The organism is Pseudarthrobacter sp. NamE2 (genome assembly GCF_005796205.1).
Classification (GTDB): Bacteria; Actinomycetota; Actinomycetes; order Actinomycetales; family Micrococcaceae; genus Arthrobacter.
The window spans coordinates 174738-201468 of record NZ_VAHN01000002.1; the positions used below are offsets into that span (position 1 = coordinate 174738).

The window sequence follows — 26731 nt, forward strand, 5'->3', positions numbered from 1 at the left end:
ACCGGTCCGGCACCTGCCGGGCCGGTTTTTTGTTGCCCTACTTCCGGACGGCGTACCGCACGTGCGTGGCGAACGTCGAGCTCACGGCCTTGACAGTCGATTCGAAGGCCGACCGTGCCGGCAGCAGCAACACGGCTTCAGATGCCCGGCATGTCCTGCGTGCGGACGTCGCCTGCACGCTCGTATACCAGCGACACGGCACCTTTTGGGAAGGAGCGGGCCGGTTCGGCGAGCCGGAACGTGGCGGGGATTGTTCCGGAGTCGAAGAGGCGCTTTCCCTGCCCGAGGGTCAACGGGTAGAGCCAGAGGTGGAGCCGGTCGAGCACGTCTGCCTGCAGCAGGGAACGAATCAGGACGCCGCTGCCGAACATGTGCACCTCGTTGTACTCCTCCCGCAGCCTGCCGGCGGCCGAGGCGTCGGGCAGCACCGTGGTGCCTTGCCAGTCTGGAGCGGACAATGTGCCGGAGACGACGAACTTGGGCACCCGGTTCAGCGTGTTGCCGATGTCCCCGGACTGGTGCGGCCAATAGGCGGCGAAGATGTCATAGGTCTTCCGGCCCAGGAGCAGGGCGTCGATGCGGCGGATTTCCGCTTCAATGGCGGCCTCGGCCTGGTCATCGGACACCGGCAGCTGCCAGCCGCCGAACGCGAACCCGGTCTCGGTGTCCTCTTCCCGGCCGCCGGGCGCCTGGTAGACGCCGTCAAGGGTGATGAACAGGTTCGCGACGATGTTGCCCACGCGCCCCATTCTGGAACGGCGTCCCGGCCCTGTCCAGAGCCGGCCCTGTCCAGACCCCGCTTGATGGCAGACTGGTGCCATGCTGCTCGACGAGCTTGTGCAAACCGCGGAGGCCGTTGCGTCCACCCGCTCCCGGCTCGCAAAGGTTGAGGCGCTCGCGGACGTGCTGCGCCGGCTCGAGTCCGCGGAAATCGTTACGGCGGTGGGTTTCCTGGTTGCCAGGCCGCGGCAGGGCCGGGTGGGCGTCGGCTGGCGCGGCATGGGCGCAGCGATGGGGGAGCCCGCCACCGAACCGGGCCTGACCATCGCTGATTTTGACGCTGCCCTCGACCGGCTGGCTGCCACAGCAGGGACAGGTTCCGCTGCGGAGCGGGCGGCGGCCCTCCGCACGCTGACATCCGCCGCCACCGAACGCGAGCAGGCCTTTATCGCCGGCGTCCTGCTCGGCGAGCTCCGCACCGGCGCCCTTGAAGGCGTGGTGACCGATGCGATCGCCCGCGCCGCCGGCAGGTCCGTTGCCGCCGTCCGCCGCGCTGCGATGCTGACCGGGGACCTCGGCGGCACCGCGCTGCTGGCCATGACCGGCACCGCCGCCGACCTTGACGCGGTGGGCCTCGTCGTCGGACGCCCCGTACAGCCCATGCTCGCCGCCACCGCCTCCTCCACGGAAGCGGCGCTCGAAGCCACCGGTGAAGCCTCCGTCGAATACAAGCTCGACGGCGCCCGCATCCAGGTGCACCGCGCCGGGGAGGAGGTGCGGATCTTCACCCGCACCCTGGCCGAGGTGACCCACCGGCTGCCCGAGGTGGTGGATCTGGTGCGCCGACTGCCCGTACGCGACGTGATCCTGGACGGCGAAACCCTGGCGCTGGACGAGGACGGCGGTCCGCGGCCGTTCCAGGAAACCATGTCCCGGTTCGGGGCCGAGGCGGCGCGTGCCACGTTGCTGCATCCCTGGTTCTTCGACGTCCTGCACGTTGACGGCCGCGACCTCCTCGAGGAACCCTTGTCCACCCGCATCGGCGTCCTCAACAGCATCGCCCCCAGGCACCGCATCCCCGGGGAAGTTACTGCGGATCCCGCTGTGGCCGGGCGTATCTCCCGCGACGCGCTCGCCGCCGGCCACGAGGGCGTGGTGGTGAAGGCGGTCGGCTCGCCCTATGAGGCCGGGCGGCGCGGTTCCAACTGGATCAAGGTCAAGCCCGTCCTCACCTACGACCTGGTGGTGCTTGCCTGCGAGTGGGGCTCCGGCAGGCGCACAGGGCTGTTGTCGAACCTGCACCTGGGCGCCCTGGACCCCGCCGGGGAGTTCGGCGAGCCCGGCGGCTACGTGATGGTGGGCAAGACCTTCAAGGGCCTGACGGATGCCCTGCTGCGCTGGCAGACCGATAGGTTCCAGGAGATCGAGGTCCGCCGCACGGCCGGGACAGTCTGGGTGGAACCGGTCACGGTGGTGGAGATCGCCCTGGACGGGGTGCAGCAGTCTTCGCGCTATCCCGGCGGCATCGCGCTGCGCTTCGCCCGGGTCAAGCGCTACCGGGACGACAAGCCGGCGGCGGAAGCGGACACCATCCAGACGCTGCGCGCCCTGCTGCGCCCCTGACGGCTCCCGCTTGTGCCCGCCCTGCCCGGAGTGGGCCGTGACGCACGCCACCTCGCCGGAAAATGCCGGCGGTGCTGGGTAGAATGGATGTTTTGTCTATGCGCCAGTGAGGTCTATTTGTGTCGATAGCGAGAACAGAGGCTGCAGCGGGACCGCCCTCCCAAGCCAGTGCCAAGAGCCGGAAACCGACCTTCCGCCCGGAGGTGCAGGGGCTCCGTGCGCTCGCCGTCCTGATGGTGGTGGCGTACCACGTCTGGCTGAACCGGGTCTCGGGCGGGGTGGACATTTTCCTGCTCATCTCGGCGTTCCTGCTGACACTGTCCTTTGTCCGGAAGGCCGAATCGGGGCACCCTTTCGGACTCCTGGCGCACTGGCTGCACCTGTTCAAGCGGCTCCTGCCGGCCGCCGTCGTCGTTATCCTCGCCGTCCTGGCAGGCACCTGGCTGATCCTCCCGCAAGGCCGCTGGCCGCAGGTGCTGGACCAGGCATGGGCATCGCTGCTGTACAGCCAGAACTGGTTGCTTGCGGACACCGCGGTGGACTACTACGCCCAGGACCATGCCGGAGCCAGCCCGCTCCAGCACTTCTGGTCGCTGTCCATCCAGGGACAGGTGTTCATCCTCTGGCCGCTGGTCTTCGCCGGTGGTGCAGCGATGCTGGCGCTGCTGCGCCGTTTCGCCTCCGCGAAGGGGCTGACTTACCGGGGCCTGCTGGCCCTGGTCTTCGGCGCGGTGTTCGCCGTCTCGCTCGCGTACTCGGTGCAGCAGACCGCAACCAACCAGGCGTACGCCTACTTCGACACCCGCACCCGGCTCTGGGAGTTCGCGCTCGGCTCGCTGCTCGCCCTGGCCCTGCCGTATCTCAAGCCCTGCCGGGCTGTGCGCGTGGTCCTGGGATGGGCGGGCCTCGCCGGCATGGTGTCCTGCGGCCTGCTGCTGACCGTGGACCGGTCCTTCCCGGGTTTCGTCGCCCTCTGGCCCACCCTGGCGGCTGCCGCGATTATTGTGGCGGGACAGACCGGCAGCCGGATCGGCGTGGACCGGCTTTTGGCCAGCAGGCCGGCCGTGGCCCTGGGCGACAACTCCTATGCGTTGTACCTCTGGCACTGGCCGGTCCTGGTGCTGGCGCTCGCGGCCACCGGCGTGGAGGCACCAAACCTGATGCAGGGCCTGGGCATTGTTGCCGCCTCGGTCGTGCTCGCCGTCCTCACCACCCGCTTTGTGGAAAAGCCGCTGCGCGACTGGCACTGGCCCAAGCTGCGGGCCTGGCGCACCGCCGTCGTGATTGCCGCCTGCGGCGCCGTCCTGGCCGGTCCGGTGGCGGTTTGGCAGACCACGCTCACTGCGGAAGAAGCCGCGACGGCGGCGCAGCCGCGGGAACTGACGCCGGGAGCTGCCGCACTCAGCCCGGAAAACGCCGGGCAGCCCGCGCCCCTGGCAAAGATCATCCCCGGGCCCTCCGCGCTGGACAACGACTGGGCCGGCATTCACGCCCCCTGTACCGGCGCCAACGCCACGGCAGACCCCATCTTGGAAGGCTGCCGCCAGGCCGTCCCGGCCGAGGGTGCCACCAAACGGGTCGTGGTGCTGGGAGACTCGCACTCGCAGCAGTACCTCGGTGCCCTGGCGCCCATCGCCGAGGCCCGGGGCTGGGAACTGGTCACGCTGCTGATGCCGGCCTGCCGGTTTGGCGCCGAGTCGGATACCAGGAACGCTGAGTGCAACGCCTACAACAGGGCCAGTACGGCCTACGTGCTGGAGCACCGCCCGGACGCCGTCTTCACGGTTGCCTCGCTGACGCACGAGGAGGCTCCCTTCGAAACCGAGGTCCCAGGCTACCTGGACGGGATAAGCCCGTTTACCGAGGCCGGGATCGAGGTAGTGGGCATCCGGGACAACCCCCGCTTCACGTTCAACATGCCCGAGTGCGTCCAGCGGCACGGCGCCGACGCTCCGGAGTGCAACCCGTCCCTGGCTGAATCGCTCGTGGAGCCGTCACCGCTGGAGAACTACCGGGGCCGGCTTGAGGGCCTGCATTTGATGGACATGAGCGACTTCATCTGCGCGCGGGGCGTCTGTCCGGCCGTGGTGGGCAACGTCTACGTGTATAAGGATGATAACCACCTGACCAGGACCTATGTGGAGACAATGATCCCTATGTTCGAGCAGCGGCTGCTGGCGGCAACCGGCTGGAGTTAGGTAAGCAGGTGCGGTTGCTCACATTGCAGCCGTGGAATAGGGGGATTGGCGCGGAGGTTCTAATATTTACTCAACACTTTCTGCTCCGGAACGCCGCGTGATGCGGCGCCCCCGCCACCTGCACAGGCCAGACCCGTAATGACGGGCTGGTCATCGGCTGCAACCCCTGCCCGTTCAGCAACCTAGGTAAGAGGCGCATTCATGACCCAGCCCGAACACGACCCCTTCGGCTTCATCGGCCTGACCTACGACGACGTCCTCCTCCTGCCGGGACACACCGAGGTCATCCCGTCCGACGCCGATACCTCCTCGCGGATCTCCAAGCGCATCACGGTGCAGACGCCGCTGCTTTCCGCGGCCATGGACACCGTCACCGAATCCCGGATGGCCATCGCCATGGCGCGCCAGGGCGGCCTGGGCGTGGTGCACCGCAACCTGTCCATCGCCGACCAGGCGGACCAGGTGGACCGCGTCAAGCGCAGCGAGTCTGGCATGATCACCAACCCGCTCACCATCCGCCCCGAGGCAACCCTGCAGGAACTGGACAACCTCTGCGCCCAGTACCGCGTCTCCGGCCTGCCCGTGGTGGACGAGGACAACCGCCTGCTCGGCATCGTCACCAACCGCGACACCCGCTTTGTCCCGGAGTCTGACTACCCGCTGCGGCTGGTCAGCGACGTCATGACCAAGATGCCGCTGGTCACCGGCCACGTGGGCATCAGCCGTGAGGAAGCCTCGCACAAGCTGGCCACCAACAAGATCGAAAAGCTGCCGCTTGTCGATGAGCAGGGCCGGCTGAAGGGCCTGATCACCACCAAGGACTTCACCAAGGCCGAGCAGTACCCGCTCGCCACCAAGGACGACGAAGGCCGCCTGCGCGTGGGCGCCGCCATCGGCTTCTTCGGGGACGGCTGGGAGCGCGCCATGGCACTCGTGGACGCCGGCGTCGACGCCCTGTTCGTGGACACCGCCAACGGCCACTCCCAGGGCGTACTGGACATGATCCGCCGCCTCAAGTCGGACCCCGTGACAGCCCACGTGGACATCATCGGCGGCCAGGCTGCCACCCGTGAAGGCGCGCAGGCACTGATCGACGCCGGTGCCGACGGCATCAAGGTGGGCGTGGGACCGGGCTCCATCTGCACCACCCGCGTGGTGGCCGGCGTGGGCGTGCCGCAGATCACCGCCATCTACGAGTCCGCCAAGGCCGCCATCCCCGCCGGTGTGCCGCTGATCGCCGACGGCGGGCTGCAGTACTCCGGCGACATCGGCAAGGCCCTGGTGGCTGGCGCCGACACGGTGATGCTCGGTTCCCTCCTGGCCGGCTGCGACGAGTCCCCGGGTGAGCTGATCTTCGTCAACGGCAAACAGTTCAAGTCCTACCGCGGCATGGGATCCCTCGGTGCCATGCAGTCGCGCGGCAAGAACACCTCCTACTCGAAGGACCGTTACTTCCAGGCGGACGTTTCCGGTGACGACAAGCTGATCCCTGAAGGCATCGAAGGCCGTGTGGCCTATCGCGGCCCGCTGGCCTCCGTGGCCTACCAGCTGGTGGGCGGCCTGCGCCAGACGATGTTCTACACGGGCGCGCCCACCATCCCCGAGCTCAAGGCGAAGGGCAAGTTCGTCCGGATCACCCCGGCCGGGCTGAAGGAATCGCACCCCCACGACATCCAGATGACAGTCGAGGCGCCGAACTACGGTTCCCGCTAAGACCAAAAAGCCGGGATGGGCACTTGTGCCCATCCCGGCTTTTTAGTGCCCTCGCGTACATTTGGCGGTAACTACTGCTGATCTTTGGGGGACGCCGGTTTGGGCAATGTGTACGGGGCAGATGTAGCCCAGCTGCGGCAACTTGCGGCAAGCCTGCGCTCAGCCGGACGCCGGCTTGAAGGCCAGCAGCAGTCCCTGGCCGGGCAGGTAACCACCGTCCGCTGGCCTGGGCCCGATGCCGAGAGGTTCCGCCGGGCGTGGCAGGCCAGCCACAGCAGTTCCCTGTCCGCCGCGGCCTCGTTCCTGAACAGTGCCGCGGAAGCTGTTCTCCGCCACGCGCAGGAGCAGGAGGGGGGCCAGTTCGGCAGGAGCGGGAACCGGCAACTTCAGGACCACGCCGCCGCTGGCTAACGGCGGGGGTACGCCAGGCCCCGCCGATATTGCGGGAAAGCCGTCCGCGGAGGTCCGCGACTGGTGGTTGGGGCTTTCCGCCGCGCAGCAGGAAGCGTTTATCAGGGATCACCCGCGGCTGGCCGGCAACACCAATGGCATCCCTTTCGAGGCGCGGATTGAGGCCAACCGGCTTAACGCGCAGGCCCGCGTTGACTGGCTGCGCACCAGCGATCCCGAGCCGGTGATGAATCCCATGAATCCCTGGATCGTGGATTCAAGCTATCCCGCACGCTTCGCTGCCGAACACCAAGCCTGGCGGACGCGGCAGGAAGGTATCGGGTACCTGCAACGGGTTGCCGACGGGAAGATCCAGCTGGTTGCCTACGATCCCGGAGCCCACTCCATTGTGGAGCTGATCGGCACCTGCAACGCGGACACGAGGACGGTCATCACTTATGTGCCCGGTACCACTACCAACGAGGCATCCTTCTACGACGGCGGCCCGCAGGACGTTCCACGGCGTTTGGTTCAGGCTGACACGTCCGGGGGTACCGCGGCGTTCATTTACAAGGGCTCCGAGTTTCCTGACGGTGATCCCGCGGAAGCCTTTTTGGTGGAGGCCAGGAATGACGAATTCGTAGCCGGCTCTGCACCGGTACTTGCCGCCTTCCAAAGTGCAGTGGACCTGGAACTGCCGCGGCAGGCGCAGTCAGTGGGCATCGGCCACAGCTGGGGCCTGCGCAACCTGACGGGAGCCGAAATGGAAGGGGCCGGCTACGACAAGCTCATCGCCCTCTCAGGTGCCGCCATGCCGCCTGGCTGGACGCCAACGCAGGGGACCGACTACACCAGCTACACCTATCCGGATATCCTGCTGACCGCCGAGGCCAACGGGCTGGTGGGAGAGAACTATCCCATGCGGGAGCCTGCCTTCGACAAGCATGTCTACATCCCACCCGGGGGCATCACAGTGCAGGAGTTCTACAGCATCGACAACCACAGCCTGATCGCCACCACCAAACCCGAAAACGAGGAAGCCCTTGAAGACATCCTGGCCGAGATCCACGAACGGTAAGGCAGGGACAGCCCGGCGTCTTGCGGGGGCAGCCGTGCTTATGGCGATAGTGGCATCATGCGGGCAGGCAGGAAATGGAGACACGATGGACGTCACCCTCGAAACAGCCAAGAACAAGGTCATGTCCGCGGAACAGGACATCATCGGCATGCTACCCCAGGACAAGGTCATCCGCAGCTTCGCCCACGACACCTCGCCGCTGATGGCCTGCCCGGGCGAGCAGAAGAAATGGAGCGGGGACGCGGAGGCCGAACTTGCTCCGGGCGTGGACCGGGACTCGTTCCTGGACGCGGTAGTCGAATCAATGCAGTCCCGGGACGGCTGGCAGGTTGATGACGCCAAGGCCGCGGGCGGCGAGCGCAGACTGAACCTCCTGCACAGCGACGGTACGCACCTGCTGGTGTCCTTCAGCGATGCACCCGAGACCCTTCGGGTGGCCGGATACAGCGCGTGCTTCGAGTTCCCCGGGTACGAGTACGGCGAGGAATACTAGCCCTGGTCCTTGCGGCAGGCGGTCATTTCCGCCGTGCTTCCGCTGGTCACCACGTACTTGCCGCGCTGACCACCACCGCCCTGGCCGCCGCCTATGCCGGTGACGCCGGAGCAGGCCAGCTCGCCGTCGTCTACGTCATCGTCACCGCTTGCCTGGGCCTTTTCTGGGGCGCCTTCAAGGTGGGCTCCATCGTTGGCGACCAGATGTACGAGCGGTTCATCGCTATGGAGTTCTGGCGTTACGACGACAAAGAGACCGTGGACCTCTACGACCGCGCCAAGCGGTTCTCCGACTCCTGCTCGACGGCGGCGTGGACCTCGCCGCCGTCGACGTCACTTCCTGGCACCGCCATTTGGCCGTCCTCAGCCAGGAGTTCCTCAAGTACGAGTTCGCCACCGCGGCGGAGAACATCTACTTCGGCGACGTCGGCAGTGCCCGCGACGACAGGCGCACCAGGCGGGCAGCGGAGGACCGCCCCACTCTAGCCAAGGACCGGACTCCTGCTGGGATAACCTAGTGCAGTGACTTATGAGATCGAGATCGGCCGTGGCAAGCGTGGGCGTCGTGCCTACTCCCTGGATGACATTGCAATTGTCCCTAACCGTCGTACCCGCGACCCCAAGGACGTCTCCGTCTCGTGGCAGATCGACGCCTACCAGTTCAGCATGCCGGTCATCGCCGCACCCATGGACTCGGCGATGTCCCCGGCAACAGCCATTGCGCTGGGCAAGCTCGGCGGCCTCGGCGTCCTGGACCTCGAGGGCCTGTGGACCCGGTACGAGGACCCGCAGTCCATCCTGGACGAGATCGGCGCCCTGAAGGACGAGACCAACAGCCCCGCGGTGACCCGCCGGATGCAGGAGCTCTACCAGGCGCCCATCCAGCCGGAACTGATCACCTCCCGCCTCGCCGAGATGCGTGACGCCGGGGTCACCGTAGCCGGTTCCCTCACCCCGCAGCGCACGCAGGAGCACTACAAGACCGTGGTGGCGGCCGGCGTCGACATTTTCGTCATTCGCGGCACCACCGTCTCCGCAGAGCACGTGTCCAAGGACCACGAGCCGCTGAACCTCAAGCAGTTCATCTACGAACTCGACGTCCCCGTCATTGTCGGCGGCGCGGCCGGTTACACCCCCGCCCTCCACCTCATGCGCACCGGCGCGGCCGGCGTGCTGGTGGGATTCGGCGGCGGTGCCACCACCACCACACGCCGTGCCCTGGGCATCCACTCGCCCATGGCGTCCGCCATCTCGGACGTCGCCGCCGCACGCCGCGACTACATGGATGAGTCCGGCGGCCGCTATGTCCACGTGATCGCCGACGGCGGCATGGGCGCCTCGGGCGACATCGTCAAGGCCATTGCCATGGGCGCCGACGCCGTGATGCTCGGCAGCGCCCTGGCGCGCGCCGAAGAAGCGCCCGGCAAGGGCTGGCACTGGGGGCAGGAAGCCCACCACCTGGAGCTTCCCCGGGGCGACCGCGTAAACGTGGGGACCGTCGGCCCGCTCGAGGAAGTCCTCTTCGGACCGGGCCACCACACCAACGGCACGTCCAACCTCATCGGCGCGCTCCGCCGCTCCATGGCGACCACCGGCTATTCGGACCTGAAGGAATTCCAGCGCGTCGACGTCGTGGTCTCCCCTTACGCCGGGAACTAAGGCCGCGCGCTGCTGGCCGGGGCCCGCTTCCGCCCCGGCCAGCCTGCCCAAGCGCTCCGTCACCCAGTAGTGTGGGGTTACTACCGGCACTAGAGGCAGCGGAGGCGTTCAATGAAGACCAATCCTGCAAACACCGGGGCTCTGGGCCCGGCAGCCAGGGAAGCATCCATCCAGCGGCTGCGGGCCACCTCCGAGCCCGGCCAGGAACTGGACATCCTGATTGTCGGCGGTGGAATTGTTGGTACCGGCGCCGCCCTGGATGCCGTCACGCGCGGACTAAGCGTTGGCATCGTGGAGGCCAGCGACTGGGCAGCCGGCACCTCGTCCCGGTCCTCCAAGCTCATTCACGGCGGCCTGCGCTACCTTGAGATGCTCGACTTCGCCCTGGTCAAGGAAGCCCTGCAGGAACGCGGGCTGCTGCTGTCCGAACTGGCACCCCACCTCGCCCGCCCGGTGCCCTTCCTCTACCCGCTCACCAAACCCTTCATCGAGCGGCCCTATGTCGGTGCCGGCATCGCGCTCTACGACGCCATGTCCATCTCCAGCGGCCACAGCCGGGGAGTGCCCTTCCACAAGCACCTGACGAAGCGTGGGACCCTCCGGGCCGCGCCAAGCCTGAAGAACGATGCCTTTGTGGGCTCCATCCGCTACTACGACGGCCAGGTCGATGACGCCAAGTACGTTGCCAACCTCATCCGCACTGCGGCCTACTACGGGGCGCACGCCGTCAACCAGATGGCGGTGGTGGATTTCCTCCGCGAGGGTGAACGCGTGGTGGGGGCGAAGGTGATCGACCGCGAGGACGGCACCGGGTTCAAGATCCGCGCCAAGCAGGTGATCAATGCCACCGGGGTGTGGACGGACGAAACCCAGGCCATGGTCACCGAGCGGGGCCAGCTGAAGGTTCGGGCCTCCAAGGGCATCCACCTGGTGGTTCCAAGGGACCGCTTCCAGTCCACCGTGGGGCTCATCCTCCGCACCGAGAAGTCCGTGCTGTTCGTCATCCCCTGGGGCAGGCACTGGATCATCGGCACCACGGACACCGACTGGCACCTGGACAAAGCGCATCCCGCGGCCTCCAGCAAGGACATCGATTACATCCTCGAACACGTCAACCGGGTCCTCAAGCGGCCCCTCACCCGGGAGGACGTTGAAGGAGTCTATGCCGGGCTGCGTCCCCTGCTGGCCGGCGAAAACGACTCCACGGCCAAACTGTCCCGAGAGCATGTGGTGGCGCACCCCGTCCCGGGACTCGTCGTCGTCGCAGGCGGCAAATGGACCACCTACCGGGTGATGGCCAAGGACGCCGTGGACGAGGCCACCCGCACCATGGACGAGCGCGTCCCGCCCAGCTGCACTGAAACCATTCCGCTGCTCGGTGCCAGCGGGTTCCGGGCAGCCTGGAACCGGCGGAACCGCACCGCCGAGGAAGCCGGGGTGCACGTGGCCCGGATCGAACACCTGCTCAACAGGTACGGATCCCTGACGCCCGAGGTGCTCGCGATCATCGAGGAGAATCCGGCACTCGCCGAGCCGATCCCGGGTGCCGACGACTACCTCCAGGCCGAGGCCGTCTATGCCGCCACGCATGAAGGTGCCCGGCACGTCCATGACGTCCTGACCCGGCGGACCAGGATTTCCATCGAAGCCTGGGACCGCGGTGTGTCCGCCGTGCCCGTTGTCGCTAAACTGATGGGTGACGTCCTTGGCTGGAGTGACGCGCAGCGTGAAAACGAGGTGCGGCACTACATTGCCCGCGTGGAGGCGGAACGCCTCAGCCAGCAGCAGCCGGACGACGAATCCGCAGACGCCGCCCGCCTGGGCGTGGAAGACATCGTGCCCTTGCGCTGAGGGAAAGATGGCCCGTAGCGCTGACTGAAGGGATACGACTTGGCGGAACCGCTCGACCCCTATGATGCCGATCTCACCACCCCCGAGATGGTGATCCTGGAACTGGAAGCAACGGACAAGGCCGATGCCGCCACCCAGCTGGCGGAACGCCTGTATGCCGCCGGGCGCGTTTCAGACCTTGAGGGATTCCTGAAGCACGTCAACGCCCGGGAACACCAGCTGGCCACCGGGCTTCCCGGTGGAATCGGGTTGCCGCACGCGCGCAGCGAGTTCGTGTCCCGCACCTCCATTGCCGTGGGCATCGCCAAGTACGGCCACGCCCTGGACTTCGGCGCTGCCGACGGGCCAGCGACGGTGGTCCTGCTGATAGCCACCCCGGCCAGTTCGTTCTCCGACCATCTTGAAGTCCTGGCCACCCTGGCCCGCTCGCTGTCCAAGGAGTCGTTCCGCGAATCGCTGCGCCGCGCCTACGACGCCGAGGTGATCTCCGAACTGATCAACTCCAGCCTGGTGTTCTTCGATCACTGAGCCGGTTCGTGGCGATGCCGGACACGTGCCGGGCGCCGGCGTTTAGTTGTTCTACAAAGGTACGAAGTACGGTTAAGACGTGTGGAAAACAGCCTTAAAGCCCCGATGGATCGCAGGCTTCATCTTTGCGATTGCCGTCTCCGGGGTCTTCGTGCTGCTCAGCCAGTGGCAGTTCGGGCGGTCCACGCAGCCTGAGCAGCCGGTCAACCCCGCCACCGAGCAGGTCCAGCCGCTCACAGAGACCCTCCAGCCGGGCGAGTTCTTCCACGGTACCGACGCCGACCAGATGGTCCGTGCCACCGGAACCTACGACGCGGGCAAGCAGGTCCTCGTCCCGGGCCGGCTCCACAACGGGAAAACAGGCTACTGGGTGGTCACGGCGTTCGCCGTCGAGGGCGCCCCCACCCTCGCCGGGGCAGCCGCCTCACCACAGACATGGATCCCCGTTGCCCGCGGCTGGGTGGCGGAACCCGGAGACGCGGCAGCACCGCTGTCGGGCCCAATCGAACTGACCGGCCGGCTGCTGCCGTCCGAGGCGCCGCTTCCCAACACTGCTGCGAAGCCCGGCGAAGCCACAGCAGTCTCCGTGGCTGAACTCATCAACTACTGGGAAGTCAGCAGCTACCCGGGCTTTGTCGCGGCCACCACCGAACTGGCCGGGGGAGTGGACGTCAGCCCCGCAGCGGTTCCCGGTGAACTGCTTCCGCTCAGGATCGGCCCGCAGCCGCCCGCGCAACAGATCAACTGGCTTAACCTCTTCTACTCCCTGGAGTGGGTGGTCTTCGCAGGCTTTGCCCTCTTCATATGGTGGCGGCTGGTCAAGGACGACTACCATCGCGACCTCGAGGACAGCCTCGACGAAGACGACGCTCCGGCTCCCGCCGGACTGGAACCGAAGCCCCAGCACCCTGAACAGACCCAGCAAAAGGTACAGCCATGATTGATCCGAAACCTGCCACCCCCGCCGCAGCCGGCAAGACCTCCGGCAAGAAGCGGCGCTTCGGAGGCACCGAGGCGCAGATCCGGTCGGCCCTGAAGTTCTACAAGGTGCTGGCGTACCTTACCGGTGCCATGCTGCTGCTGCTCTGTGCCGAACTGGTGGCGCGGTACGGCTTCGGGCAGTACCTGTTCGCCGGCGGCACCGACGCGCTTACCGGCCAGCCGTTCGGCTTCGGCTTCGCAGGCGCCGAACCGCCGGGTGTTCTGAACGGCGTCAACCTGTCCGTCACGGTCCTGATCGTGCACGGCTGGATGTACGTGGTGTACCTGATGTCCAACTTCCGACTGTGGGCGCTGATGCGCTGGCCCTTCCTCAAGCTGATCCTCCTGGCCCTGGGCGGCGTGGTCCCGTTCCTGTCCTTCATCGTCGAGAAAAAGGTCCACGCCGAGGTGGAGGCCGAACTCGCAGCCAACCCGCAGGCGCCGCAGCGGTACTGAACCGGCAGGGCCGGTTCCCGGCACCGGGACCGGCCGCCCGCCGTCGAACGTCTGCTGCGTCACAGCGCCGCTTCTCAAGGTGCGCCGGTACAACGGCGCCCAGTAGGCTATTACGGTGACTACTCCCACTGCATCCCAGACTTCCCAGAAGCCGGTGCTGGTAGTTGACTATGGTGCCCAGTACGCGCAGCTGATTGCACGCCGCGTCCGGGAAGCGAATGTGTATTCGGAAGTGGTTCCGCATACCTACTCCACCGAGCAGCTCCTCGCCAAGAACCCCGCCGCCATCATTTTGTCCGGCGGCCCCTCCAGCGTCTACGCCGACGGCGCCCCGAGCGTCGGTGCGGACCTGTTCGAGGCCGGGGTTCCCGTCTTCGGCATCTGCTACGGCTTCCAGGCCATGGCCAACGCGCTGGGCGGCAAGGTGGACAAGACCGGGCTGCGGGAGTACGGCTCCACGGAAACCACCATTTTGGGTGAAGGACGTTCCGTCCTGGAGGGCATGCCCCAGCACCAGAAAACCTGGATGAGCCACGGCGACTCCGTCCACGAGGCGCCCGAAGGCTTTGAAGTCCTGGCCACGACGGCGGGCGCCGAGGTGGCTGCCTTCGCCAACGAGGACAAGGGCCTCTTCGGTGTGCAGTGGCACCCCGAGGTCAAGCACTCGGCCTACGGCCAGCAGGTGTTGGAGAACTTCCTTTTCAAGGGCGCGAAGCTCGAGCCCAACTGGACCACCGGCAACATCGTCGAGGAGCAGGTGGAGCGCATCCGCCGGCAGGTGGGCGATGCCCGGGTTATCTGCGGCCTTTCCGGCGGCGTCGATTCCGCTGTGGCGGCCGCCCTGGTCCAGCGTGCCGTGGGCGACCAGCTCACGTGTGTGTTCGTGGACCACGGCCTGCTCCGCGAAGGTGAAGCCGAACAGGTGGAACGCGACTTCGTCGCCGCCACCGGCGTGAACCTCTACGTTGCAAACGAGCAGGAACGCTTCCTGTCCGCACTGGCCGGCGTCAGCGATCCCGAGACCAAGCGCAAGATCATCGGCCGCGAGTTCATCCGGGCCTTCGAAGAGGCCGAACGCGCCATCATCGCCGAAGCCGCAGCACACGGCGAGAAGATCAAGTTCCTGGTCCAGGGCACGCTGTACCCGGACGTCGTCGAATCCGGCGGCGGCGAGGGCGCCGCGAACATCAAGAGCCACCACAACGTGGGCGGCCTGCCCGAGGACCTGCAGTTCGAACTCGTCGAGCCGCTGCGGGCCCTGTTCAAGGATGAGGTCCGTGCTGTCGGTGCCCAGCTGGGACTGCCGCAGGAGATCGTGGGGCGCCAGCCGTTCCCCGGCCCCGGCCTGGGCATCCGGATCGTTGGCGAGGTCACCAAGGAGCGGCTGGACCTGCTGCGCAAGGCGGACGCTATTGCCCGCGCCGAACTGACCGCCGCCGGCTTGGACCATGAGGTGTGGCAGATGCCTGTGGTCCTGCTGGCCGACGTGCGCAGCGTGGGTGTCATGGGCGACGGCCGTACCTACGGCCACCCCATCGTGCTCCGTCCGGTCTCCTCCGAGGACGCCATGACGGCCGACTGGTCGCGCCTGCCGTACGAGCTCCTGGCCAGGATTTCCAGCCGGATCACCAACGAGGTGGAGGGCGTCAACCGCGTGGTGCTTGATGTCACCAGCAAGCCGCCGGGAACCATCGAGTGGGAATAGCAGATTGAATGGCCGGTCTCCGCCGCGGAGGCCGGCCATTCCTGTTCCCTGAGGAAATTCCCCTAATTTGGGTGCTCCAGTGTTGCGGTCTCTCGAGTCCGGCGGGGAAGCGGCTACGCTCGAACCTATGCCGGTATGGTCCAGGGCGTCACGTGACAGCGCAGAAAAGAAGGCAGTAGTGTCAGTTGGTCAAGGCCACCCGGAAGGCTCGGAAGAGCTTCGCAAATGGCTGTCCGGGCTCAAACCCGTCACCGGGGCGGACACAATGCTGCGTTTCACCAAGACCCCGGAAGGGTCCATCGACCTGACGCACGCCCACCCGTCCGGCTTGGCCCAGCTCATGGCCGGCCGTAAGACGCGCCTGTCCACACTGATCCGCGACCGGCAGCAGTACATCGTGGCGGCGCGGGCCTCGCGCAACATCCGGTCCAAGATCTTCGAGCTCGCCAACGACCGCGGCATCGATGCCGGCTACCTTTCGGCGGGCACCGTGGTGTGGACGTCCGGCGTCGGGGGCAAACCCCAACGGGTTTCTGCGCCCGTAATGCTCTCCGCCATCTCCCTCACCGTCCGCCCCGGCGAAGACGACTACGAACTGCAGCTCACCGAGCAGGCCCAGATCAATCCGGCGCTGGTGCGGCACCTGAAGAACATCCACGGCATCGTGTTCGACGTCAACGCGGTCACCCGCCTCGCCTACAGCACCGCCCGCTTCGATCCGCAGCCCGTGCTGGACCGCCTCGGCACGCTCATCCGCCCCATCCACGGCGCGGAGACCCAGCACAACCTGCTCGTTTCCACGTTCGCGGACCTGTCCGGCAATCTGGACGATCCCTGGATCAACGACTCCCACCCCATCGTGTCCGCCCTGGCCACGGCGGCCGGGGGAGAAGTAGTGGACGTGGAGGAACCTGACCCGTCCCGTTTTCCGCCGCTGGACAGCCGGCATCCCAAGGACGAGCTGCTCCTGCTTGACGCAGACACGGACCAGCAGTACGTCATCGACGCCGCCCGCGCCGGGGACTCCCTGGTGGTCAGCAGCCCGCCGGGCACCGGCCAGACACAGACTGCCATCAACACCATCGGTGCCCTGGTGGATGCCGGCAAGACCGTCCTGGTGGTGGGGGACCGCCGCGCCAGCCTCAACGAGGTGTCCGGTCAGCTGGAGTCGCTGGGCCTCGAATCCATCCTGTTCCAGCTGTCCGGGAACGTGACCGCGCAGCAGCTGAAGGGCCAGCTGGTCCGCGCCATCGTCCGGAACGAAAAGTCGCTGGAACCGCAGCTGGAAAACCTGCACAACACACTGACCGGGCACCGGCACGCGCTGATGGACCATGTGGCGTCTCTGCACAACGTGCGCCAGCGCTGGGGCTGCTCGCCGTACCAGGCCATGCAGTCGTTGGCCGAGCTCACCTCGATCGATCCCGCCCCGGCCACCACCGTGCGGCTCAAGCGGAGCGTGCTGGACAGCATCCGGGACCGGGACGAGCTGGCCGAAAGGCTACGCCGGGCGGCGGAGCTCGGCAGCTTCAGCAAGGCGGCCACCACCAGTCCCTGGCACGGCGCACGGCTCCTTACCCGCAAGGAAACCGAGGAAGCGCAGGACCTGGTCCGCTCCGTGGAGAAGGGCCTTCCGGTGCTGCGTGACCGGATGAAGGCCGTGGCCGAGCACGCGGAAATCCGGCTGGGCGCATCCTTCGCGGAGTGGGGCGAGCAGCTGGAACTCCTGGTGGCTGTCCGCGGCAGCCTCGATAAGTTCACGCCTGACATCTTCGACCGTCCGGTAACGGACCTCATCTCCGCCACCGCTCCCTCCGCGTGGCGGCGGGAACGCGGGATCGAAATGACCGCGATGCAGCGTTCCCGGCTGCGCAGGGTGGCCAAAGAGTACGTGCGGCCCGGCGTGCACATCGCCGACCTGCACAGCTCGCTGGTCCTGGTGCAGGAACAGCGCGCCCTCTGGGCAGGGTACGCCACCACGCAGCGGCATCCGGCCGTTCCCTCCGGACTTGCCGAGATGAATGCGGTGTACCGGGAGCTGGAGCGCGAGCTGGCCCGGCTGGGCGAGGCCCTGAAGCACACGGAAGCGGGCGGTTCGCTGGCCACGGTGCGCTATGAAGAGCTCATGGAACGCCTCGAGCGGCTGGCGGGGGACGCGGACACACTCAAGACCCTGCCGGAGCGCACGCTCCTGATGGAGAACATGCGGGAGCACGGGCTCGGGGAGCTCCTGGCCGACCTGGCAGAACGCGAGGTGCCGGCGGGGTCCGTGGCGGCCGAGCTTGAACTTGCCTGGTGGCAGTCGGCGCTGGAAGCGATGATCAGCGGTGACGACTACCTGGCGATGTCAGACGGCGACGCCCTCCGCCAGCTGGAAGCCGAGTACCGGCTGGCCGACAACGCGCACATTGCGAGCGGGGCTGCGAGGCTCCGCTGGGACCTCGCGGAGCGCTGGCGGACCGCCATTGAGGAGCAGCCCCGCCAGGCGGACCTCCTCCGCAGCCTGCTCAAGGACGGCCGTGTGTCCCTGCCGGCACTGACGGCGCAGGCGCCCGACCTGCTCGGCACGTTGGTCCCGGTATGGTCCGTGAGCCCCTACTTGATGACCGGGCTGCTGCCGGCGGGACAGCACTTCGACGCAGTTGTCATTTTGGACGCCGAGGCAACGTCGCTGCAGGCGGTGCTGCCGTCGATTGCCCGCGGCCGGCAGGTGATCGCCTTCGGCGACGCACGTATCGCAAGCCCACGCACCTTCACGGTCGGCGTGGAGCGCCTGGCCCCGGGCGAGTCAGCCCACCAGAGGGTGGAGAGCACCTTTACCGCGCTGTCCGCCGTGCTGCCGGTCTGGCGCCTGAACTTCGTCTACCGGGCGGTGGACGAGGACCTGATCCTGCAGCTGAGCAAGAACTTCTACGACGGCGGCCTGCGCAGATTGCCGGAAGGCCAGTCGGCCACGGGGTTGGACAGGTCCCTGCTGGTTGAGTACCTCCCCGACGGAACCGGTCTGCCCAGCGCGGACCACGAAGGTGTGGAATCCGTGGTGGCAGAGGTTAACAGGGTGGTGGAGCTCGTGTTCGAGCACGCCCGCCTGCGGCCGCGGACCTCACTGGCAGTGGTGACCGCAAGCCTCCGTCACGCAGCCCGCATCGGCGAATCGATCCGGCTGCAGCTGCCCAACCACCCGGGCCTGGCCAGCTTCTTCGGCGCCGGCCCGGAGTCCTTCCGGGTGGTGGACCTTGAGCGCGCCCAGGGCCTGGTGCGCGACCATGTCATTTTCTCGCCAGGCTTCGGCCGCACCCCCCACGGCCGCGCCCTGCACAGCTTCGGCCCGCTGTCCGCTGAGGGCGGCCGGGAAAAGTTTGCCCTGGCCATGACGCGTGCCCGCCGCTCGATGCACGTCCTGACCTGCTTCCGGCCGGAAGACCTGGACCACACCCGGCTGACGCATGGAGCCGTGGACCTGTACGCGCTCCTGGACCGCGAGATCACGGGCAACACGGACCTCGGCACTCCCGCGTCCCGTGCGGCCGCCAGCGAACAGGCCCTGGGCGCGGACCCGCTGGTGGCAGACCTGGGGGACCGGCTGCGTGCACGCGGTGCGCGGGTCTGGCACCAGTATGACGGCGCCATTGACATGGTGGCCGCCGCCGATCCCCTCAGCACCATGGGGCAGGACGAGACGGACCTCCCATGGCCGGTCGCCATTGAGTCCGATGGCACCGAACGGTACCGCACCATGAGCGTGCGGGAGCGGAGCAGGCTGCGACCACAGCTGCTGGAGCGGCTGGGCTGGCGCTACATGCCGCTGTGGACGATCGAAGTCTTCACCGACCCGTCGTCCTGCGCCGACCGGATCGCCAAGTACCTGGGCCTGGAAAAGGTTGTACTCCCGGGCCGGCCGGCAACGTCCCCCGGCTTCCTTGACGATGACGTTGACCAGGCGCTGAATGATATGGACGCCGTTGCGGAGCCCACCCAGGTTTCGAACGTCACAAACTTCCCGGGGCCGGCTGGCAGCAGGCGTGCCGGCCACGGTAATCAAGGACGCGCCGTTCACCAGGGTGTTGAGCCGGCGCGGGCCGCGAAGGACAGCAAGGAGGTGGGTCAGATGCCCAGCGAGGAAACGAACGAGGCCGTTGCTGGGGCAGCGTCCCCGGAAACCGCGGAGGAGGCGGATTCCCGGAACGGGACTGAACCCGATGCGGCTCCCGCTACCCGTGCATCGCAGCGGGCCGCTGCCGGCGGGGTCCTGCCCAAGGCAGCGTCCGAGGACGACCCCCGGGTGTGGGGTGACCGGGACGAGGACCACGACGCCTGGTTGAAGGAACAGCGGCCTCCGCACTGGGGCTGACGGATTCCTGCGCGCCCGCGTGGCCCTGCGAGGCTAGGGTGCGGGTGGGGACGGCGGACCCACCAGGACGAAGAACAACTTCCCCTGGGTGGAAGCCCCGGCAAGCCGTGCCGCCTGCTCTGCCGTGGCGGCCACAACCATCAGGCCGTCCGTCTCCTGCGTTCCAAGCCACTGCCCGCCCTGGCCGCCCTTAGCGGACGTCCACAGGACCGGCACGGCGGAGGCCAGGACTTCGGACGGCTCCTGCTGGTCGAAGCCGTTGGCGGAGGTGAGCACCACATTCACGAGCTGGCCGGGAGAAACCAGCTGGACTGCGGGCGCATCGGCCATCCGCAGGGGAACGGCCGCCGAACCGGGCATGCTGCCGGTGAGTAAACCGGGACCCAGCAGCTGGGCGTCTGCCAGCAACTGGCCTTTCCGCAGCGGAGCCGCCAGCTGCCTGCCGGCCGCATCCGCGGGTTTCCGCAGGACACCCTCGGCAAGCATTCCGGGAGGAACCTGGATGGGGGCAAGGTCCGAGGATGCCAGGGCCGATCCCGCCGGCAGGTCCCGCGCCGCGGCCAAGGCGGTGACTGTATGGACAGGTGCGGGGGTGAGCTGGTGGACGCTCAGTGCGGCAGCGGCACACAGAAGCAGCGCCGCTGCGAGCCGGCGGTTCCGGCTTACCCAGGCTCCCAGTTTCGCGGCAGGACGGCGGCTGTGCGAACGGCGGACGGAGGCGGGCGGCCGCCTGTGATGGCGGAATCCGGGACTACCTTGGCGGGCACGGAGCGGATGTGCAGGCATGCTCCCACGCTAGGTGCGCGGGATATGGAAACGACAGCGGCCCCGCGCCTATGTGGACAATGTCCGGGAAAAGGCGGGGCCGCCGTCGGAACGGCGAAAGCCGGATGCTAACTGGCGGCGGCTGCCGGAGCGGGCGATGCAGGCGCGGACGCGGCAGGGGCGGCGGGAGCGGGGGAGGAGGCAGCCGGGGCTGCGGAAACGGTGCTGCCCTTGGAGTCGCGGGAATCCGTGCGGTAGAAACCGGAGCCCTTGAACACAACGCCCACGCTGTTGAACTTCTTGCGCAGTGCGCCCTGGCATTCGGGGCAGGACGTCAATGAGCTGTCCGTGAATGACTGGACGATGTCGAAGGCATGGCCGCAATCCTTGCAGGCGTAAGCATAAGTTGGCACTGGTGCTCCTCCTCTTGGGCAAACGAGAGGTCCCGTGCTGCCGCCGGCAATCCGTTAGCAGTCGCAGGGCCTGAGTGCTAATTCTATCATCCCGTCACCGCCACCCTGCTCTAGGCGATGTTCCCGAGCGGGCGCAAACCGGACGGCACCAGGACGGCGGGAACGGGACGATCGAACTCTTCGGCAGGAATGCTTCCGGCCGGCAGCAGTTCATCGTCGTAAATAACGGCGGCCAGCGGGATTTCCTTCCCTGCGGTGGCCAGGTGGCCCAGGAACTTGTCGTAGTACCCGCCGCCCTGTCCCACCCGGTTGCCGTCGAGGTCCACCGCTGTGGCCGGGATGAACAGGGCCGCTGCACCGCCGGCCACATCCGGCCCGTGGCGGGGCCCGGCCGGTTCCATGATGGGCGCGTAGCTGCTGCGCACGAACTCGCTGTCCGGACTCCAATAGACCCAGCTCAGTTCCCGCCCGGGCTCACAGACGGGAAGCAGGACGCGGTGTCCGTTGATGTGGAGGGCGCTGATCAGCGGAAGGGTAGGCGGCTCAACGCCCACTCCCAGGTAGACGCAGAAGGTGGCCGGCCCGCCACCGGTGACGGTTTCGGCCCAGGCTGCGCCGTGGAGCGCAATTGCTGCTCCGGCGGCCTCAAGGTCAGCCGGGGTGAGGGCGGCACGCCGTCGGCGGTGTTCCTTGCGGATGCCGTCTTTAACCATCGTCAACTCCTCAGGCATTGTGCCTCCTCACCCGCCCAAGGGCGGTCGTTGCACGGTTCCGGGCAGCAAACTGCCGGTCCGCTGATTACTGAATGCATGACGCTGACGTTAGATTAGTGCGGTGACTACCAGTAACCCGAGAGTTCGCAAAGCCGTCATCCCCGCAGCCGGGCTGGGCACCAGGTTCCTTCCCGCAACCAAGGCCATGCCCAAGGAAATGCTTCCCGTGGTGGACAAGCCTGCCATCCAATACGTGGTTGAGGAAGCCGTCCAGGTGGGCCTGAACGACCTCCTGATGATCACCGGCCGGAACAAGCGCGCGCTGGAAGACCACTTTGACCGGGTTCCGGCGCTGGAGTCCACTTTGGAGGACAAAGGGGACACCCGCAAGCTGGCGTCCATCCAGGCGGCCAGCAACCTGGGCGACATCCACTACGTGCGCCAGGGAGACGCGAACGGGCTGGGCCACGCTGTGCTGCGGGCCAAGCAGCACGTCGGCGACGAAGCCTTCGCGGTACTGCTGGGCGATGACCTGATTGACGCCCGGGACGAACTCCTCAGCACCATGATCGACGTGCAGGCCAAAACGGGAGGGTCCGTCGTCGCGCTCATTGAGGTGGAGCCGTCGCAGATCAGCGCCTACGGCTGCGCTGACGTCTCGGAGATCGACGGGGAAGGCTACGTCCGCATCAACCGCCTGGTTGAGAAGCCGGCCGCCGACGAGGCCCCGTCCAACCTTGCCGTCATTGGCCGGTACGTGCTGCATCCCGCCGTCTTCGAGGTGCTGGAGCGCACCGGTCCGGGCCGGGGCGGGGAGATCCAGCTGACCGATGCTCTGCAGGAACTGGCTACCGGGGACGGCGAAGGACACGGTGTCTACGGTGTCGTGTTCCGCGGCCGCCGCTACGATACCGGCGACAAGCTGAGTTACCTCAAAGCCTGCGTCCAGCTGGCCATTGACAGCGAAGATCTTGGCCCCGGGCTCCGGGAGTGGCTGCCGGGCTTCGCCGCCGGCCTGTCAAAGTAAGTCCCATGCGACCCGGCCCCATCTGGCCCGTAACCCTGGAATGCGGGGACCTGGTCCTGCGCCCCATAAGGTACCGGGACAAGAAGGAATGGACTGAGGTCCGTTCCCGCAACAGCCAGTGGCTGGCGCCATGGGAGGCCTCCAACCCGGATCCCCGCGGCGGGCTGCCGGACTACCGGCAGATGGTCCGTTCACTGAACGTACAGGCGGCCCATGCAACAGCGCTGCCCTTCGTTATCACCGAACGGGTCCCCGGACTTCGAAACCCGGCGATCATCGGCCAACTGACAGTGTCCTCCATCGTGTGGGGGTCCGCCATGATGGCCACCCTTGGGTACTGGGTGGACCAGGCCAAGGCAGGGCGTGGGATCGCACCCACGGCAGTGGCGCTGGTGACCGACCACTGTTTCCAGACGCTGGGGCTGCACCGGATGGAGATCAACATCCGTCCTGAGAACGGGCCGAGCCTGCGCGTGGTGGAAAAGCTGGGGTTCCGGGACGAGGGGTACCGCCCGCGCTACCTGCACATCAACGGCGAATGGGCCGACCACCGGTCATTCGCCCTGACCGCGGAAGAGGTGCCGGACGGACTGCTGCCACGCTGGCTTGCCTCCCGCCCGTCATAAATCCACTCATTTGCGTCCGGGACTGCGACACACCGGCACCAATGCGCCTGCAGGACACCCGATACTCATACGGTTTTGAGTGTGGACTTCCCCCTTAGCAGCTCAGTGATCCTTGTGGTTGCCGTCGTGCTCTGGATTGTGTGGGTTGCGCCCTACGTCCTCCGGAACCGCCGGCACCAGTTCCAGCCCGCCGTCGACCTTGTGGCGGGCGCCGCCGCCGAGGATAAACCGGAGCCGCCCGCCGGCCTGGTCCTGAACGTCGCAGCCCAGCAGGAGAAGCCCATGGATGCCAGGAAGAGTGCCGGACCCGCAGCAAAAGCTTCAGGGCCGGCACCTAAGCCCCTCCGGATCCGTTACGGCCGCACAGCCCTTGCGCTGGCCGGTCTGTTGTCCCTGGCCACTGCGCTTGTGTCGGCGCTCCTGCTGCTGTTCGGACTGGGCTCGCCTGCGCTTCCGCTGGCCTGCGCGGCGCTGACGGCGGGGTCCATCGCCATCCTGCGCTGGTTGGCTGTCCGCGACCGCAAGGCGAAGGTCAACGCGGCGTTCCGCTCCGCAATGGCCGCGCCGGCCGCGCAGCCCGAGACATCCCAGCCCGCGGCGCTGGATATTCCGTCCAAGCCGGAAACGGCTCCCGCTCCACGCGAAAGCAAGCTTTTCGACGCTGAGGCCCATCAGCCGAAAGTCCAGCAGCTGACGGCCCAGGAACTGCGCGAGGCTGCGCTGGCCGTTGCCGTGGCCGCGGGGGACGCCAGCGTGGCAACAACGGCCCAAGGCGTGCCCGCCGGAACACCCTGGGAACCGGTGGAAGTTCCCAAGCCTGTGTACGTTGAGGCTGCAAAGGCGGAGCGCCCGGAGCCTGAACCCCTGGAGCTGCCGGCCGCCCCTAAAGCCGTGGGCAAGCCGTCACTGAAGCAGGGCGCCGCAGGAACACCTGCAGCTGCGCCGGTTGCCGCTGAAGCCGAGCAGCCCGGCAAGGCGCAGAGCGCCCTGAGCAACCTCGACGACGTCCTGCAGCGCCGACGGGCATAGCCAAGCCCCCGCGCAGGAGCGGATGCTGTCAAGGTACGAGGGCGGACGTTCCCAGGGCGCGGAGAAGCGCCTGGGCGGCGGATTGGCGTTAGGCAGGGAAAATTTGTAGCCTAGGGTCACCGGTTCCGCACCAGCAGGCGGCACGTTCCGGGGCTATAGCTCAGTTGGTAGAGCGCTTCGTTCGCATCGAAGAGGTCAGGGGTTCAAATCCCCTTAGCTCCACTCCTTCAGCCCCGTTAGCGCGGGGCTTTTCCTTTTCTGCAAGGGGCCTGGCATGGTCAGGGCATTGCCCCGATGATGCCTCCGGACACAGTCATGGCAACCAGGTGGTGTCCGGAATCGATCAGCGTCACGGCTGAGTCCGAGCTCCTTGAAAAGGACGGCGTGAAGGATGGCCCAGCACGGCGGGCAGGTACCAGACGAAGCCGATGGCGATGCTGGCCAGGACGGCAAGCAGGACCGCTAGCCAGTTGATCGTGAAACGTGGGCGAGCCAATCCATTCGGGAAATCCTAGCCGGCGGACTTGGCCAGTCCGCTGATCAGCGGCTCCGTCCGGTAAGGGATGTGCGTGTGCAGGGCCAGTACTGTCTCGGTCCGGATGACGCCCTTGATCCGCAGGACCTGCCGCAATGAGGCCTGCAGGTTGTGCGTGTCCGTGGCCACCACCCGGCACCAGACGTCACCCCGGCCGGAAATTTCGTGGACTTCGAGAACCTGGGGAATGAGCCTTAGCGCGGCGACCACCCCATCCAGCTCACGGTGGGTTACCTCGATGGTCACGAAAGCCACCACGTCGTAGCCGACGGCTTCGAGGTCCACTTCCCGCCCTCCCGGGCGCAGGACCCCTGCACGCAGCAGGCGGCGGACCCGTGACTGGGCAGTGTTCCGCGCCACGCCCACCGCGTCGCTCAGACCGCCGATCTGGATCCGGGGGTCACGGATCAAGGCCAGAAGGATTTTGAGGTCGGTGGAGTCGAGATTGTTCAAATGGTCACTCCGGATCATCATCGACGGGCATTTTTGATACTCCTGCCCAATTTTCCCATGAAAGACGAATCAAAAAGGCACCCGTGCCGCAATCTGGTGCCATCGAAGATCAACTCCGCGCCGGGCTCCCACAAGGACCAACTGCCGCGGTACAGCAGGAAGGCGGCTCCATGACAGTCTTCAGTGAACTCCGGATGCGTCCAGCGCCAGCTACGGCAACGGGCTGGAACGCCTCCACCACCTCCCGGTTGGTGGTGGCTTGCGCCGTCATATTCGTCCTGCTCGCAGGCGCGAACCTGGCCACCCCGCTGTATCCGCTCCTGCAGGCCCGGCTGGGTCTTTCCACGCTGGATGTGACTGCTGCGTTCGCCAGCTATGTCATCGCGCTGGTGGCAACGCTCGTGCTGGCCGGTCACTGGTCGGATCACATTGGCCGCCGGGCCGCGCTGCTCCTGGCCGTCCTTATGGGACTCGCAGGCGGGTGGATCTTCGCCGGGGCCGGAACCCTTGCCGCGTTGTGTGCGGGCCGGGCCCTGCAGGGGATCGCCGTGGGCCTGGCCACCGGAGCCAGCGCTGCCGCCCTGCGTGAACTGCTGCCGTCCCGTCCGGAGTGGGCATCCCGGTTTACCCTCCTGGCTTCGTCCGGGGGAGTGGCCGCCGGGCCCTTCCTTGGCGGGCTGATGTCCCTGCTCCCCGGCGCCACTATCGCCCCGTACTCCGTGTACTCCATGGTGCTCGCCGCGCTCCTGGTGCCGCTGTACCTCATCAAGGCCCGGCCCGCCATTATGTTTCCCGCTCCGTCCAGGCCGCTGCATGTGCTTGCCCCGCGGCCCCTGTCAGTCGCCCGGGATGCCCGCAGCGCGTTCTGGCTCGCCTCCGGGGTCGGATTCCTCAGCTTCGCAGTGTTTGGCTTCTGCCTGTCGCTGGCACCGGGATACCTCGCGCAGATCCTGGAGACAGATGCCCGCCCGGTGATCGGCCTGCTCGCCGGCCTGCCGCTCGCGGCATCCGCTGCAAGCCAGCTGCTTACGGCACGGGGGCGTTACGTGCTCCCGGCGGGGCTGGCGGTTTTTGGCGGCTCCGTCTTCCTGCTCGGGGGCGCGGGCGGGCCCTGGCACAGCCCCATGCTGCTGATCGTCGCCGCAGTCGCGGCAGGTGCCGGTCAGGGCCTTGCCTTTCGGACCGCCTTCAACGAGGTGGCGGCGAGGGTTGAGTCTGCCCGCCACGCTCAAGTTGTCAGCACGCTGTACGTTCTCACCTACCTGGGAAGCGCGGTTCCCGTCCTCGGGCTGGGCTGGGCGGCGGGGATGGTGGGCCAAACTGCCGCCGCCGGTGGCTTCATAGCCGGCTGCGGTACCGCTGCGCTGGCGCTCTCGGCCGTGGCACTGCTCCGGGCGGCACGCCGGCCGTAGGCAGTCGGCCAGG

23 protein-coding genes, 1 tRNA gene and 1 pseudogene are annotated in these 26731 nt (G+C 67.3%); 20 read left to right on the plus strand and 5 right to left on the minus strand.

Annotation, left to right across the window (positions count from 1 at the left end; all coding sequences use genetic code 11):
- Positions 1-137: 137 nt before the first annotated feature.
- Positions 138-740, minus strand: a complete 603-nt coding sequence (locus tag FDW83_RS03765) for a dihydrofolate reductase family protein (RefSeq protein ID WP_138136256.1) — start codon at positions 738-740, stop codon at positions 138-140.
- A gap of 79 nt (positions 741-819) precedes the next feature.
- On the opposite strand from FDW83_RS03765, the gene FDW83_RS03770 reads away from it, so the two are divergent.
- From FDW83_RS03770 to FDW83_RS03835, 15 genes and pseudogenes are all read left to right on the plus strand, one after another.
- Positions 820-2343, plus strand: coding sequence for an ATP-dependent DNA ligase (locus FDW83_RS03770; RefSeq protein WP_138136257.1), 1524 nt, complete (start codon positions 820-822; stop codon positions 2341-2343).
- A 119-nt stretch (positions 2344-2462) separates the two neighbouring features.
- Entirely contained in the window at positions 2463-4541 is a 2079-nt protein-coding gene (locus FDW83_RS03775; protein ID WP_370281158.1) for an acyltransferase family protein, read from the plus strand.
- A 201-nt stretch (positions 4542-4742) separates the two neighbouring features.
- On the plus strand, positions 4743-6254 hold the full coding sequence (guaB, locus tag FDW83_RS03780) for an IMP dehydrogenase (protein ID WP_138136258.1): 1512 nt from the start codon (positions 4743-4745) through the stop codon (positions 6252-6254).
- 99 nt (positions 6255-6353) lie between these two features.
- On the plus strand, positions 6354-6665 hold the full coding sequence (locus FDW83_RS03785) for a hypothetical protein (RefSeq protein ID WP_138136259.1): 312 nt from the start codon (positions 6354-6356) through the stop codon (positions 6663-6665).
- A 67-nt stretch (positions 6666-6732) separates the two neighbouring features.
- A complete protein-coding gene (locus FDW83_RS03790) occupies positions 6733-7722 on the plus strand; it encodes a hypothetical protein (RefSeq protein ID WP_138136260.1) in 990 nt (329 codons plus the stop codon).
- 85 nt (positions 7723-7807) lie between these two features.
- Positions 7808-8215, plus strand: coding sequence for a hypothetical protein (locus tag FDW83_RS03795; protein ID WP_240720834.1), 408 nt, complete (start codon positions 7808-7810; stop codon positions 8213-8215).
- An 18-nt stretch (positions 8216-8233) separates the two neighbouring features.
- A pseudogene (locus FDW83_RS19365) lies at positions 8234-8511 on the plus strand (ABC transporter ATP-binding protein); the annotation flags it as partial.
- Between the two features lie 14 nt (positions 8512-8525).
- Positions 8526-8732: a hypothetical protein gene (locus tag FDW83_RS19060; protein ID WP_171027437.1), complete on the plus strand. Its 207-nt coding sequence runs from the start codon at positions 8526-8528 to the stop codon at positions 8730-8732.
- A gap of 4 nt (positions 8733-8736) precedes the next feature.
- Positions 8737-9873, plus strand: coding sequence for a GuaB3 family IMP dehydrogenase-related protein (locus FDW83_RS03805; RefSeq protein ID WP_138136261.1), 1137 nt, complete (start codon positions 8737-8739; stop codon positions 9871-9873).
- 111 nt (positions 9874-9984) lie between these two features.
- Positions 9985-11724, plus strand: a complete 1740-nt coding sequence (locus FDW83_RS03810; RefSeq protein ID WP_138136262.1) for a glycerol-3-phosphate dehydrogenase/oxidase — start codon at positions 9985-9987, stop codon at positions 11722-11724.
- 39 nt (positions 11725-11763) lie between these two features.
- On the plus strand, positions 11764-12252 hold the full coding sequence (locus tag FDW83_RS03815) for a PTS sugar transporter subunit IIA (protein WP_138136263.1): 489 nt from the start codon (positions 11764-11766) through the stop codon (positions 12250-12252).
- Positions 12253-12331: 79 nt separating this feature from the next.
- Positions 12332-13192, plus strand: coding sequence for an SURF1 family protein (locus tag FDW83_RS03820; protein ID WP_138136264.1), 861 nt, complete (start codon positions 12332-12334; stop codon positions 13190-13192).
- On the plus strand, positions 13189-13689 hold the full coding sequence (locus FDW83_RS03825) for a DUF3817 domain-containing protein (protein WP_138136265.1): 501 nt from the start codon (positions 13189-13191) through the stop codon (positions 13687-13689). The genes FDW83_RS03820 and FDW83_RS03825 overlap by 4 nt, the downstream gene beginning before the upstream one ends.
- Positions 13690-13804: 115 nt before the next feature.
- Positions 13805-15394, plus strand: a complete 1590-nt coding sequence (guaA, locus tag FDW83_RS03830) for a glutamine-hydrolyzing GMP synthase (protein ID WP_138136266.1) — start codon at positions 13805-13807, stop codon at positions 15392-15394.
- Positions 15395-15521: 127 nt separating this feature from the next.
- Positions 15522-19745 (plus strand): AAA family ATPase, encoded by a 4224-nt coding sequence (locus FDW83_RS03835; RefSeq protein ID WP_138136267.1) that lies wholly within the window; start codon positions 15522-15524, stop codon positions 19743-19745.
- 33 nt (positions 19746-19778) lie between these two features.
- Here the strand turns inward: FDW83_RS03835 and FDW83_RS03840 are convergent, their stop codons facing one another.
- The 3 genes from FDW83_RS03840 to FDW83_RS03850 form a co-directional block, all read right to left on the minus strand.
- Positions 19779-20531: an RcpC/CpaB family pilus assembly protein gene (locus tag FDW83_RS03840; protein WP_138136268.1), complete on the minus strand. Its 753-nt coding sequence runs from the start codon at positions 20529-20531 to the stop codon at positions 19779-19781.
- A gap of 107 nt (positions 20532-20638) precedes the next feature.
- Positions 20639-20923 carry an FmdB family zinc ribbon protein gene (locus tag FDW83_RS03845; RefSeq protein ID WP_138136269.1) on the minus strand — a complete coding sequence of 95 codons (285 nt, stop codon included), beginning with the start codon at positions 20921-20923 and terminating at the stop codon, positions 20639-20641.
- Positions 20924-21033: 110 nt separating this feature from the next.
- On the minus strand, positions 21034-21654 hold the full coding sequence (locus tag FDW83_RS03850) for a 5-formyltetrahydrofolate cyclo-ligase (RefSeq protein ID WP_138136270.1): 621 nt from the start codon (positions 21652-21654) through the stop codon (positions 21034-21036).
- 103 nt (positions 21655-21757) lie between these two features.
- On the opposite strand from FDW83_RS03850, the gene galU reads away from it, so the two are divergent.
- From galU to FDW83_RS03870, 4 genes are all read left to right on the plus strand, one after another.
- Complete coding sequence (gene galU / locus FDW83_RS03855; protein WP_138136271.1) at positions 21758-22663, plus strand: UTP--glucose-1-phosphate uridylyltransferase GalU; 906 nt, start codon at positions 21758-21760, stop codon at positions 22661-22663.
- Between the two features lie 5 nt (positions 22664-22668).
- Positions 22669-23289, plus strand: coding sequence for a GNAT family N-acetyltransferase (locus FDW83_RS03860; RefSeq protein WP_138136272.1), 621 nt, complete (start codon positions 22669-22671; stop codon positions 23287-23289).
- 81 nt (positions 23290-23370) lie between these two features.
- Positions 23371-24318: a hypothetical protein gene (locus tag FDW83_RS03865; RefSeq protein ID WP_240720835.1), complete on the plus strand. Its 948-nt coding sequence runs from the start codon at positions 23371-23373 to the stop codon at positions 24316-24318.
- A gap of 149 nt (positions 24319-24467) precedes the next feature.
- Positions 24468-24540, plus strand: a tRNA-Ala gene (locus FDW83_RS03870).
- A gap of 289 nt (positions 24541-24829) precedes the next feature.
- Here FDW83_RS03870 and FDW83_RS03880 read toward each other — a convergent pair.
- On the minus strand, positions 24830-25324 hold the full coding sequence (locus FDW83_RS03880) for an Lrp/AsnC family transcriptional regulator (protein WP_138136467.1): 495 nt from the start codon (positions 25322-25324) through the stop codon (positions 24830-24832).
- A 152-nt stretch (positions 25325-25476) separates the two neighbouring features.
- Between FDW83_RS03880 and FDW83_RS03885 the strand changes: the two genes are divergently transcribed.
- Positions 25477-26718, plus strand: a complete 1242-nt coding sequence (locus FDW83_RS03885) for an MFS transporter (RefSeq protein WP_138136273.1) — start codon at positions 25477-25479, stop codon at positions 26716-26718.
- Positions 26719-26731 lie beyond the last annotated feature (13 nt).